This window comes from Acinetobacter sp. GW821-FHT01E09 (genome assembly GCF_059422385.1).
Genome location: NZ_JBWKWU010000001.1, coordinates 4597301 through 4610232 on the forward strand (window position 1 = coordinate 4597301; position 12932 = coordinate 4610232).

Consider the following 12932-nt stretch of genomic DNA (forward strand, 5'->3'; position numbering starts at 1 on the left):
TAAGGAGGTGATCCAGCCGCAGGTTCCCCTACGGCTACCTTGTTACGACTTCACCCCAGTCATCGGCCACACCGTGGTAAGCGTCCTCCTTACGGTTAGACTACCTACTTCTGGTGCAACAAACTCCCATGGTGTGACGGGCGGTGTGTACAAGGCCCGGGAACGTATTCACCGCGGCATTCTGATCCGCGATTACTAGCGATTCCGACTTCATGGAGTCGAGTTGCAGACTCCAATCCGGACTACGATCGGCTTTTTGAGATTAGCATCCTATCGCTAGGTAGCAACCCTTTGTACCGACCATTGTAGCACGTGTGTAGCCCTGGTCGTAAGGGCCATGATGACTTGACGTCGTCCCCGCCTTCCTCCAGTTTGTCACTGGCAGTATCCTTAAAGTTCCCACCCGAAGTGCTGGCAAATAAGGAAAAGGGTTGCGCTCGTTGCGGGACTTAACCCAACATCTCACGACACGAGCTGACGACAGCCATGCAGCACCTGTATGTAAGTTCCCGAAGGCACCAATCCATCTCTGGAAAGTTCTTACTATGTCAAGACCAGGTAAGGTTCTTCGCGTTGCATCGAATTAAACCACATGCTCCACCGCTTGTGCGGGCCCCCGTCAATTCATTTGAGTTTTAGTCTTGCGACCGTACTCCCCAGGCGGTCTACTTATCGCGTTAGCTGCGCCACTAAAGCCTCAAAGGCCCCAACGGCTAGTAGACATCGTTTACGGCATGGACTACCAGGGTATCTAATCCTGTTTGCTCCCCATGCTTTCGTACCTCAGCGTCAGTATTAGGCCAGATGGCTGCCTTCGCCATCGGTATTCCTCCAGATCTCTACGCATTTCACCGCTACACCTGGAATTCTACCATCCTCTCCCATACTCTAGCTTCCCAGTATCGAATGCAATTCCCAAGTTAAGCTCGGGGATTTCACATCCGACTTAAAAAGCCGCCTACGCACGCTTTACGCCCAGTAAATCCGATTAACGCTCGCACCCTCTGTATTACCGCGGCTGCTGGCACAGAGTTAGCCGGTGCTTATTCTGCGAGTAACGTCCACTCATCCTAGGTATTAACTAGAAGAGCCTCCTCCTCGCTTAAAGTGCTTTACAACCATAAGGCCTTCTTCACACACGCGGCATGGCTGGATCAGGGTTCCCCCCATTGTCCAATATTCCCCACTGCTGCCTCCCGTAGGAGTCTGGGCCGTGTCTCAGTCCCAGTGTGGCGGATCATCCTCTCAGACCCGCTACAGATCGTCGCCTTGGTAGGCCTTTACCCCACCAACTAGCTAATCCGACTTAGGCTCATCTATTAACGCAAGGTCACAAGTGATCCCCTGCTTTCCCCCGTAGGGCGTATGCGGTATTAGCATCCCTTTCGAGATGTTGTCCCCCATTAATAGGCAGATTCCTAAGTATTACTCACCCGTCCGCCGCTAGGTCAGTTACCGAAGCAACCTTCCCCGCTCGACTTGCATGTGTTAAGCCTGCCGCCAGCGTTCAATCTGAGCCATGATCAAACTCTTCAGTTAAAAATCATTAGTGACTTAAGGTCACAATTCTGGCTCATCAATGTACTGACAAATTCTCTCAAATAAACTTCGAGTAATTTAAACCAATCAATCAATGATAATATTTCGATCAATCAATCAGTAAAAATCCACACAAGTTGTTCTTCATATTCTCTTAATGATCTTCTCAATGCTTCGTCAGCATCAAGCTAGGTCGGCTATACTACTCTCTATCTCTAAAAAGTCAATCAATAATGTTAATTATTTTTTCTAACAAACCCAACCCTAACCTCATCTTAAAATCTCAATTCGAAATCTTAACAACTTAATCAAGTGCCTGATTTATCAGAAGTTTTATTTAACATCACCGCCGATGGATGTGCATTCTACAGCATTCCATAACCAACACAACCCCTTTTTTTAAACTTTTTTATCGGATGTGCGTTTTTTCCTCAAAATCAGCATTTTTTTATGCTTTTTATCTATTTTTTAAGCATTTTTCATTATTTTTTTCATATTAAAGTTATTTTTATGCCTTGTTTTCCACTCTCGAATCACAAAATCTAAGCATTATTCAACTGAATTAGGATTCAAAAAGAAAAACCGCATCAATTTGATGCGGTAAATCCTATACTTTGTGCACTTTTATATTTTGCAGTCATTTCATCTGTTAAATGCTGCAGAATAGAACCCACATTTTCAAAAGGATGAAAACAGGACTGTCGTACAATCACCGCAAAGTCTCCAGCACTTAAACGATCTAAAGATTGCAGTTTTACTTTTATATCGGCTTCATGAACAACAAGTTTGAGTTGTGTACAGACATTTTCCAATAAAGCCAAACGCTGTGCATAATTTAAAAAATCAAAATGCATTTTAAAATCGAAACGGCGTAACGCAGCTTGATCAAGTTCATCAAAGCGATTGGTTGTCGCCACCACGATGCCATTAAAGCTTTCCATTTGAACCAAAAACTCATTTACCTGCGAAACTTCCCAAGAGCGGGTTGCTTGGCGGCGATCTTGTAATAAACCATCTACTTCATCCAACAATAAAATTGCCTGTAAGTCTTCGGCTTCATGAAACGCTTTAGCAAGGTTCTGTTCTGTTTCACCAACCCAAGCAGAAATTAAGTCTGAACCACGCTTAATCAGTAAAGGTCGATTGATGGTTTCAGATAACCATCGTGCAAATGCAGTTTTACCTGTTCCTGATGCACCGTATAAACATAAACGGCCAAAACCATGTTGCTGGATACCTGATGCGATCTCCGCAAGATTCGCCTTACAATTGATATAGTTCAGATCATAGAACTTGGGCAAAGCATTACTATCTTGCAATTTAATGCCTTGATGACCCTGTGCTTTTAAGGTATTGGACACCAATTTGGTCATGCTTTCCTGTATCACTAAATGCGCATTGTGCATTTGAGCCGCTTTGGCAACACGATAACTACGGCGTAAAATTGCTGGAGATAATTGCTCAACATTGGCCAAGGCTTCCTGATACAAAGGATTAAGTTCTTGACCACAATGTTGTTCGATAAAGCTTCTGCGTTGCTTTTTAGGTGGCACTTTAATTTCAAGCACCATATCAAAACGGCGTATAAACGCAGGATCGAGCTGATCAGAATTAGACACCCAAATCGTTGGTGTACGATTTTGCTCTAAAATACGATTGACCCAAGCCTTACGACTTTGCGCAGTGCTTTTCATCCCCACGCCATTTTCGGTGTCATTAAACACATCCTCAACTTCATCAAACATCAATAAAGCAGATTGACTGTCGAAAATGCACTGCGCTGCACGATACGCACATAAACGCCCTGTGGCTGAAATTGCATCACCATCTTCATCTTCACAGGAGATTTCAAAAAGTTGCACCGCCATTTCATCTGCAAGGGTCTTACACAGTTGTGTCTTTCCTGTGCCTGAACTGCCATAAAGGAAGATATTTACCCCCTGTTGCTTACTCATTTTGACTTGCTTTAAGTAAGCTAGGAGTAAAGTCAATTCAGTGTGTAAATGAGGATAATCCTCTAAGGTTAATTCAGCAGGCTGACTTTTATTAATGGTTCCAACAAACAGATCCATCACATCATTGGTTTTCACCAATAACTTATCGGCCAATTGGTTTGACACCAGATTCAATTTCCCACGTAAATAATTACGATAGTGTTGTTGAACACTGATTAAGCCACTGCGATGTAAACGCCCTTGTACAGACAAAGCCTGCCGAATTGCTTCATAAGGTAAATCTAAAACCACAGCCAAAGCACGTATGGTTTTAGACGCAGTCAATTCACCGATGGTATCCGCAATATCATCTAAAAGTTGTTCACTGTTTAACATCACAATAAAGCCTAAAATCGTGCTTTCAACAGCATTTAAATCCAGTAATTGCTGTATTAACTTTAGGTTATATTGCAATTCAGCATTGAACTGAAAATTATCTAATAAATTTTGCTGTTGGCTATTTTTATGCAAATGGTTGAGTTCCTGATAAGCAGCTTGCTCATCGAACTTATCTGCAAGTAATGCTTCAGAAAAACCTAACTTTTTTGCAATCCATTGATGACTAAAGCAATGATCAGAAATAAATTCTTTTGCACCGCCTAACTCGACCAAAAATCGAAAAGCCCAAAGTTTTACAATCGGAGAAATTTCAGCAAAATCCGCTACGTCAATCTGATGCATATTTTGTGCAAAAGGTTGATTAATATATTCGTTCATATATTCACTTTTTTCTTTTCATGACTAAGGCTAAACTTTTTTCAATTTGCATTTTCTGCAAGCAAAGTCATCCCTCAGAACATGTATATTCTTTAAAATAAGGTTTATTTTCGTTTAATTTAAACGATTAAAAATGTATAGGGTCTATTTAAAGCCCAAAATGAGAAATACGTTAAACAACATGATTTTTCTCCCGAATATTGAATTTAACAGCTGATTCAAATCACATTTTAAGCACCCAGCTTAAAACGATGGGTTCAATCAAGATATTATGGTTATCCTGCAACCAGTCAGTGGTTGTAAACAATCTTGTCAAAAAGGCAACGTTACAAGATCAAATTGAGGCAAGTGAAAAGAAAATTAGCTTTGTCATTGTGATTATTTAAGCCATCGTGGCTAAATTTTGGCCCATTTTAAAGTTAAGCATGGATTTTTGCAATTATTTATTCATCACCAACATAGAATTTTGTCAGTTTTCATCAATGAACCAACGAAAAAATCCCGCCGAAGCGGGATTTTGATTGTCTGTTTCAGTTTATTTTGCTTTATCGATAAATAGCTGGGTACTGTATTCAGCCGTTGCTAATTTATTAATTTTCTTTTGACCTGTCTGACCAGCCAAACCTTGGGCATATTTGAGGAAAGCCTCAGCATAGTCTAAGCCAACATTCACACGGCGCTCACCAGTAATGGTTTTCAAGGTGGTATAGTAGTCACCACCATTGGCAAGAAAATCAATCGTGATCGCTTTGTAAGTCTTATTGAGATCAAGATTTTCATATTGCCCAGATGCATTACGTACTTGTATTTGGTTAAGACGCTGGCCTTTGTCTTTGGTAAAGTCAACATTCCAACGCATACCACCGGTATATGGGTAACTACCCGTATTATTCTGGGTAATCACACCATCTATTGCATCCTCTAAGGTGGCTTTAACTTCAGCACCCGTCAGATCTAAACGCAACAATGTATTCTTGAACGGTAAGACATTATAAATTTTACCAACTGTCACATCCCCTAAAGCAACATCTTCACGGACACCACCACCATTTTGGAATGAGATATCAGCGCCAAAGAAGGTCTTTCCTTGTTGTAAAAACGCTTCAGCAATAATTTGTTGAATATCTCCACCATGTTGATCGACATGGGTATTCTTATTACAGATATCGCCGAGTGTTGAACGATTTACATCACGTTGTGTACCAGGAACTCGACGTGAACAGAGATTATCTGTGGCTTGACCTACGATTTCCTGAGCAAATTTTTTCTTTTGTTCCTGATACGGTTTTAAAACATCCAAGGTCTTTTGTAGTGGTGCTACAACAGTAAATGGAACCTGATCTGTTTTAAATTGCGTCAGTATTGCTTGTTTTTCTGTTTCGGTGACTGCTTTTGCGTCTTTGGCGGTACGGGTAAAGTTATTGCCAATAAGTACATGTGGTGTCCCACTACAGCTTTCGACATTCCCGTTCTTGTCAAACTTCACATTTAAATCACCCACGATATAACTGTATTGCCAAGCTTGCGCAACGCAGACCAATTGACCATCTTTGTTTCTCAGCTGTGTTGGATAAGCACCTTCTGGTGTCATGCCATATTTTTTAAGACTGTCAGGGCCCAATAATGTATGTGAATCACCCCCAATAATCACATCAACATCGGTAAGTGATTTTGCCAACTGTTGGTCTAAGTCGTATCCCACATGGGTTTGAAGAATAATATTTTTAATGCCTTGCGCTTTATATTGATTAATTTCTTTTTGCGCTGTTTCAATTTCATCTGCAAACAATGTATCAGCATTCGGTTGCGAAGAGTTTTTGGTTTTCTTGGCAACCGTTAAACCAATGATTGCAAATTTCACCCCCTCTTTTTCAAACACTTGTGACTTCAAAATACGGTTGGTTTTATACAGTGGTGATGATGCACCAAAACTGACATTGGCCGTTAAAATTTGGGTTTTGTCTTTACAAGAACTTTGATCCAAGAAACCAATAAATTTCTTTAATCCATCATCTTTAGAATCAAACTCATGGTTACCCGGCGTAAATGTATCAAAACAAACGGTGTTCATTGCATCTGCGTCTGCTTTCCCATCCGTTAAGTTATAGTACAAATCGCCAGTGATCGCGTCACCTGCATGTATTTTTAAAGCATTTTTCTTTTCTACTGCAAGTTGGTTAATTAAGCTGGCAACACGTGCAAATCCACCACTTGCAACACTAAACTCTTCATCCCCTGTCCCCACATTGCTTTTAAATTTAATGCTTTCTTCATCTAAATGTGAATGATGGTCATTAATATGCAAGATATTCAGTTCTAAAGCTTTTGCCTCTACTGGTTTTTCAGTATTTGAATGATCATTATCATCATTACAAGCAACCAACAGCGTAGACAGTACACTCAGCAAAATGATTTGCTTTTTATTATTAATCAACATGATATTTCCAACAAGCAATAAATATTTATGGCCTAGTATGTTGATCATTTGTTTAATTTTGATGAATAATTAAACATTATTGCTCAGTAACAAGGTTTCATCAGAGCTTGAATATTCAAATTGTTTTGTGAACACCGACAAACACAGCATACCGATACTTTGAACAACAGCTCATTTTATGATTTTTTCTTTAATGTATTTTTTAAATATTGAAGTTTCAAAAAGTTGTATTCAACTTCAGTTGTTTCAAAAATAAAAAACCAATCAAATTTGATTGGTTTTTATAACAAGTTAAACCTTAATCTGCTTGATAAAAAGGTTTATCACCCATCAAAGTGGCTCGATTCATAACACGGTGCTGAGGACGGTAATCATCAACAGCATAGTGGAAAGTACAACGATTATCCCAAAATGCCACATCATTGGCCTGCCACGACCAACGCACTACAAACTCTGGTTTCTGAATATGTTCAAACAACATTTTCAAAACAGCATCGCTTTCTTTAGCTTCGAGTTCATTGATTCGTGTGGTAAACCCTTCACTCACAAATAAAGCTTTACGACCTGTGACAGGATGAGTGCGAATCACAGGGTGGCTAATCGGAGGATGTTTTTTCTTAGCCTGTTCTAGCTTTTCTAATTCGGCAGGATCACCACTAAAACGATCTACTGGAAATGAACGTGCAATATCATGTGTTGCAGTTAAACCAGATAACATCGCTTGCATCGGCTTGGATAATGCTTCAAACGCCGCTGTTCCACTTGACCAAAGTGTATCTCCACCCCATGCAGGGACTTTTTTTGCACTTAAAATTGCGCCCATTGCTGGTGCTTCAAGAAAAGTCACATCGGTATGCCACAATGCATTATCCCGTAAATCATTTAATTCCGTATCTAAAACCATGATTTCGGGTTGTTCTGGAATATTTGGGTAAATTGGGTGGATGTGTAACTGACCAAATTGACGTGCCAAAGCCGCATGTTGCTGTGCAGTCATCGGCTGATTTCTAAAAAAGATCACCTGATGTTTCAATAAAGCTGCTTCAATCAAAGCCTTTTGTTCAGGTGTTAAAGGCTGACTGAAATTCACACCTTCAATCAGCGCACCAATCGTTGGATTTAATGGGGTAACTTTAAAAATATTTGAAACAACAGCGTTCATTTCTTCCTCGATCATCTCACGATATATTAAAATGTTAAAACTAAATATGGCGATATGCTATCGAACAGTGTAGCGAAAATAACTTACTGAGATTGCTTATCCCAAGGGACTAATTTTCTTTGCAAACGACGCAAACCAATTTCCAGAATAAAGGCAATCACAGCGATAATTAAAATCCCGACAATCACCACATCTGTGGCCAAAAGCTGTGAAGATGATTGCACCATAAAACCCAAACCTTCAGAAGCGCCAACCAACTCCGCTGCCACCAAAGTCGACCATCCCACCCCAAGACCAATACGGATACCAGTTAAAATGCTCGGTAAAGAGCTTGGTAAAACCACATGTTTAATAATTTGCATTGGGCTTGCACCCAAAGACTGTGCAGCACGAATTTTGGCTTGGTCGACTGAGCGGACACCAGTTGCTGTTGCAATAACAATCGGTGCAAAAATTGCCAGATAAATCAGTAGCACCTTGGACAATTCACCAATACCACACCAAATTACAATCAAGGGTAAATACGCCAGTGGTGGAATCGGACGATAAAACTCAATGATGGGATCTAAAATACCCCGCACAATTTTATTGCGACCAATCGCAATCCCCACTGGAATCGCAGTGATAACCGCAGCAATCAACGCCGTGCCAATACGACCCAAACTTGCGCCAATATGACTCCACAAGCTAATACTCATATAGCCATTGCTGAACAAATCATTGAAACGCTGCAACACGGCGGTTGGTGATGGTAAGAATAAAGCATCAATCCAGCCTAAAGTAGTGACCAGCCACCAAATTGCAATCAAAGTAATGATCGTGATACTACTGATCAAAGTAATATTGACTTCACGTGGAACCTTCACCGCCACAGTCTGAGATTCAACTGTACGAGGGATCAATTTAGGGTCTAATTGTGCTGTCATTACTCCACCTTTTCCACTTGAGCTTGGTCGCTCTGAGCAACATGGTATTGATCCTGATTATTTTGAATGAATACACAACTCAACACATGCTCTCGCATTTCAATAAACTTGGGATCTGATTTAATACTTCGTGCTGGCTCGCCATTGGCATAGCGTTTAGCAAAATCCAACTCCAGCTTTTCCACAATTCGCCCAGGATTTGGTGCAAGAATAATCAGATCTGTTGCCAGAAAAACAGCTTCTTCAATGTCATGGGTAATTAAGAAAGTAGGTTTGGACGTGCTCTTCCAAACATCTAATAATAAGCACTGCATTTGTTCACGAATAAACGCATCCAAAGCACCAAAAGGCTCATCCATCAATAATATTTTAGGGTCAGAAGCCAAAGCACGTGCTAAACCGACCCGTTGACGCTGCCCGCCTGAAAGTTCCCAGATATGGCGTTGCCCAAAGCCTTCTAAATTCACCAATTTAAGTAATGCTTGTGCACGGTTTTGACGTGTTTTTTTATCAACCCCTGCAAGCTCTAAACCAAAAGCAATATTGTCTTCTACATTTTGCCAAGGCAATAAAACATCATCTTGGAACACCACACCACGGTCTCGGCTAGGTGCAATGATTGCTTCACCATCCAGTTTTAAAGTGCCTGCTTGTGGCTGAGTAAATCCAGCAATCAAATTTAATAAGGTTGTTTTACCACTGCCTGAAGCACCTAATGCAACCATCAGTTGCTCAGAGCCCAGCTGAAATGACACATCTTTCAGTACCGGTTGTTCAGCACCCGGATACTGTGCTTGTACATGTTCTACAGTCAATACAGCCATGATGAATACTTCCGATCTCTATTTCGATGTTTGAATAAAACGCGTGTTAATAAACTGTTGATAATTTGGAGAAACCTTTCTCACCAGACCTTGTGCTTTTAAAAAGTTCACTGAGTTGACAATATTTTGTGTAGTCCGCCCACCAAGGTATTGAGTGCTTAATTGCGCCTGACGATCTGGATAGGCGGCACCAGCAAGAAGCGCTGGCACATCTTGAGCATCTACGCCGGTAATTTTGGCAATTTTTTGCACTTCAGCTGAATTGGCCGTCCAACGACTTTTATTCTGGTTATAAGATTGGTAATAGTTCAGTGTCACTGTAGAAAACTTTGTTAAGACCTCAGGATGCTTCTGTGCAAAATCTTTACGTGCCACCCAAACTTCAAATGTAGGCGAACCCCATTGCCCAACCTGCCCTGCATCCGTCATAACCTTGCCAGTTTTCTTAATATTGGCAAGTGCAGGTGACCAGACAAAAGCTGCATCTATATCGCCTCTGCGCCATGCTGCATTAATTTCAGCTGGTTTTAGGTTCAACAACCGTATTTGATTGGTTTTAATATTCCAATGCTGCAAAGCCCCCAATAAACTGTAATGGGAAGTCGAAGCAAATGGGGTGGCCACCTTTTTCCCAATCAAGTCCTGAGGACTATTAATTCCTGAGCCATTTCTCACTACTAAGGCTTCCGCACTTTTCAGATCAGTAGAAATTAAAAACACCTCTATGGGTAAATTATTGGCAACAGCTGCCCCTAACGGACTTGAACCAATCAGTGCGATATCTACAGAACCAGAAGCCAATGCAGTTAAAACCTCTGCACCACTATTAAATAAGCGCCAATCCAGTTTTTTCCCAATCACTTTGTCATACACACCATCAGCCTGTGCAACTTTGGCAGGTTCTATGTTGGTTTGATAACCAATAACGATAGGGCGAGCATTTGCCAAACCACTATAGCTATATAAGCTTATAGCTGAGCAAAGCAGAATCAGTTGCTGAAATTTCATGATTAATGTATGGACTAGAATAAATAAAAAGAGATGGGAATCAGGTTCATGGTACGGTTTTTTTGTATATTATTAAAAATACGTTTTTTAGATTTACTTATACGTTTTATTGATTAACAAAACTTGAAATCTATTTTATTTTTCTAGATCGGTCAAAATTAACAAGATTTTAATGGAGCCACTAAACCCACACCAATAATCAAAACAATATCACAATAATATCTTATTAAGATAAACAAATCACATTAATTAAGCTATTCAATGGTTTATTCATCGGAAATAGAGTAAAAACTCTATTTTTATTCAAATAAAATTACTATATTTAGTATAAATAAAACGCGTTTTAAGTATAAGGATATAACATGAAAAAGGAATTTCTTGCCCTTACTACAATCGTATTATTAGGAATATCAAGCACCTCTCAAGCAAAACAAGAAATTTGTGTTTTTGATTTATTAGGGAAAGCTGGTGAATCCTATAAAATGATGGAAGAGTGGGCACTCGCTGCAAAAACATGGCATACCGATGTCCAGCTGATTGCTTACCAAAATGAAGAGCTTGCTGATAAAGATTTTAAAAATGGTAAATGTGATGCTGCCTATATCACCACAATGCGTGCACGCCAATACAATAAATTCGCAGGATCAATTGACGCGTTGGGGGGTGTTCCAACCAATGCCATTGCGCTCAAGGCGATTACCTTTGTCTTGGATAAGCGTAATGTAAAACGCTTAAAAACCACGATAGACAATGAAGAAATAGAAATTGGTGGAATCGGTCAAATCGGCCCTGCCTATATCTTTGTAAATGATCGAGCCATCAATACCATTGAAAAAGGTAAAGGCAAGAAATTCGCAGTATTGGCGTATGACAAAGCGCAAATTGCAATGGTTGAACGTGTCGGGGCAATTCCTGTTCCGTCCGATATTTCCAATTTTATTAAGAAGTTTAATACCGGTGAAGTACCGATGGTGGGTGCACCAGCCTATGCCTTTAAACCCTTAGAAATGGAAAAAGGGCTTGGCTCTAAAGGTGCATTAATTAATTTCCCAGTGCTCAATGTCACTGCTGATCTGGTGTTTAGATCTCAGAAATTCCCAGCTACTTTTGGCAATGACTCTAGAACCTGGTTTATTAAGCAGCTTCCGCGTCAATTCAGTATGGTCAAACGTTTAGAAGAAGGCATTCCAGCCAAATATCGTTTGAATTTAAGTAAAGCCGATACTGAAAAATATCAAAAACTGTTAAGAGATGGGCGTATGGATTTAACCCGTCAAGGTATTTACGATCCAACCATGATGTCAGTGCTTAAACGGGCGCGTTGTACTGTAGATCGAACCAACTTTGAATGTTCATTGGCGGGTGAATAAGGTCTCATCAAAATTTCTGCTGTCAAAGCTTACGTATAAATCACGTGAGCTTTAAACTAGATACGGCGCAATTGCTTAGCTTGGTTTTTTGCGCCGATTGCTGTGACACATCTCGCAACGTCCCTGACTACACCTTAACCCTGCGTGATAAGGCCGAATCTCGCTTGCAAAGAAACTCTCGAAGAAGTATCTGATAGTCTGGATGTGCAGCTTCTCGCACTGATGCACGTTCAGCCAGCATCGTGCGCCAAGCTTTTGTCTTGGGTAGATCATCAAAAAAGTGAAAATCACCGAGGCGATCAAATACATCGAAGTAGCGAAATACTGGACCAAATACAGCATCCACTAGGCTGAAGTGTTCTCCAGCAAACCAAGGCCCGTTGACGAGTTCCGCCTCAACCTGCACCAGTTGTGCACGAATCAACTCGGCTTGCACATCCAGTGCCGTATCATTTTTGGCATTGTAGAAGGCGCCAATGCTGTTGAGCATTGATGAACCAAACGCCATCCATGCGCGATGCTGGGCACGGATCAAGGCATCGTTGGGATGTAAACGTGGTGTCAATGTATCTTCTAAATATTCGCAGATCACGGCCGACTCGAAAATCCGCACATCATCGACCAACAGTACGGGTGTCTTACCCAAAGGTGAGCACGCCTTGAACCAGTCTGGCTTGTTTGCCAAATCTACATCACGACGTTCGAAACAGACTCCTTTCTCCTTGAGCACAATCACAGCACGTTGCACATATGGGCACAGCACATGGCTGACCAAGATAAGATGGGGGCTCATTGTGTGTTCCTCCATTCAACATTACTCAGTAAGAAACAATCACTGCACCACAACACGACTATCCACTTAATACTTAAGTGGATATGTAGCAATGCACTACTATAGAGAGCGCAAGAAGTTGTATTTGCCATAAAAACGTCCAATTTACCAATGCATAGCTTT

General features: G+C 40.8%; 8 protein-coding genes and 1 rRNA gene. 1 reads left to right on the top strand and 8 read right to left on the bottom strand.

Annotation, left to right across the window (positions count from 1 at the left end):
* The 7 genes from AC07U8_RS21035 to tauA all read right to left on the bottom strand — a co-directional run bounded on the left by AC07U8_RS21035 (position 1) and on the right by tauA (position 10607).
* Positions 1-1539, bottom strand: a 16S ribosomal RNA gene (locus tag AC07U8_RS21035).
* Positions 1540-2126: 587 nt separating this feature from the next.
* Positions 2127-4250 (bottom strand): AAA family ATPase, encoded by a 2124-nt coding sequence (locus AC07U8_RS21040; RefSeq protein ID WP_270386141.1) that lies wholly within the window; start codon positions 4248-4250, stop codon positions 2127-2129.
* Between the two features lie 535 nt (positions 4251-4785).
* Positions 4786-6687 carry a 5'-nucleotidase C-terminal domain-containing protein gene (locus AC07U8_RS21045; protein ID WP_096735439.1) on the bottom strand — a complete coding sequence of 634 codons (1902 nt, stop codon included), beginning with the start codon at positions 6685-6687 and terminating at the stop codon, positions 4786-4788.
* Positions 6688-6985: 298 nt separating this feature from the next.
* The gene (gene tauD / locus AC07U8_RS21050; protein ID WP_494738556.1) at positions 6986-7849 is read right to left on the bottom strand and encodes a taurine dioxygenase; all 864 of its coding nucleotides are present in this window, start codon (positions 7847-7849) and stop codon (positions 6986-6988) included.
* An 83-nt stretch (positions 7850-7932) separates the two neighbouring features.
* Positions 7933-8775: a taurine ABC transporter permease TauC gene (gene tauC, locus AC07U8_RS21055; RefSeq protein ID WP_004818127.1), complete on the bottom strand. Its 843-nt coding sequence runs from the start codon at positions 8773-8775 to the stop codon at positions 7933-7935.
* Positions 8775-9599: a taurine ABC transporter ATP-binding subunit gene (tauB, locus tag AC07U8_RS21060; RefSeq protein ID WP_209828950.1), complete on the bottom strand. Its 825-nt coding sequence runs from the start codon at positions 9597-9599 to the stop codon at positions 8775-8777. The genes tauC and tauB overlap by 1 nt, the downstream gene beginning before the upstream one ends.
* An 18-nt stretch (positions 9600-9617) precedes the next feature.
* Positions 9618-10607 (bottom strand): taurine ABC transporter substrate-binding protein, encoded by a 990-nt coding sequence (gene tauA / locus AC07U8_RS21065; RefSeq protein WP_270386140.1) that lies wholly within the window; start codon positions 10605-10607, stop codon positions 9618-9620.
* A 362-nt stretch (positions 10608-10969) separates the two neighbouring features.
* Here tauA and AC07U8_RS21070 point away from each other — a divergent pair, with 362 nt between their 5' ends.
* Complete coding sequence (locus tag AC07U8_RS21070) at positions 10970-11977, top strand: putative solute-binding protein (RefSeq protein WP_209828952.1); 1008 nt, start codon at positions 10970-10972, stop codon at positions 11975-11977.
* A 127-nt stretch (positions 11978-12104) separates the two neighbouring features.
* On the opposite strand, the gene AC07U8_RS21075 is transcribed toward AC07U8_RS21070, so the two are convergent.
* A complete protein-coding gene (locus tag AC07U8_RS21075) occupies positions 12105-12770 on the bottom strand; it encodes a glutathione S-transferase family protein (RefSeq protein ID WP_270386139.1) in 666 nt (221 codons plus the stop codon).
* Positions 12771-12932: the final 162 nt, after the last annotated feature.

Excerpts from the sequence above, each read along its gene's own strand:
- AC07U8_RS21040 (WP_270386141.1), bottom strand. The coding sequence starts at position 4,250 with ATGAACGAATATATTAATCAACCTTTTGCACAAAATATGCATCAGATT.
- AC07U8_RS21045 (WP_096735439.1), bottom strand. The coding sequence starts at position 6,687 with ATGTTGATTAATAATAAAAAGCAAATCATTTTGCTGAGTGTACTGTCT.
- tauD (WP_494738556.1), bottom strand. The coding sequence starts at position 7,849 with ATGAACGCTGTTGTTTCAAATATTTTTAAAGTTACCCCATTAAATCCA.
- tauC (WP_004818127.1), bottom strand. The coding sequence starts at position 8,775 with ATGACAGCACAATTAGACCCTAAATTGATCCCTCGTACAGTTGAATCT.
- tauB (WP_209828950.1), bottom strand. The coding sequence starts at position 9,599 with ATGGCTGTATTGACTGTAGAACATGTACAAGCACAGTATCCGGGTGCT.
- tauA (WP_270386140.1), bottom strand. The coding sequence starts at position 10,607 with ATGAAATTTCAGCAACTGATTCTGCTTTGCTCAGCTATAAGCTTATAT.
- AC07U8_RS21070 (WP_209828952.1), top strand. The coding sequence starts at position 10,970 with ATGAAAAAGGAATTTCTTGCCCTTACTACAATCGTATTATTAGGAATA.
- AC07U8_RS21075 (WP_270386139.1), bottom strand. The coding sequence starts at position 12,770 with ATGAGCCCCCATCTTATCTTGGTCAGCCATGTGCTGTGCCCATATGTG.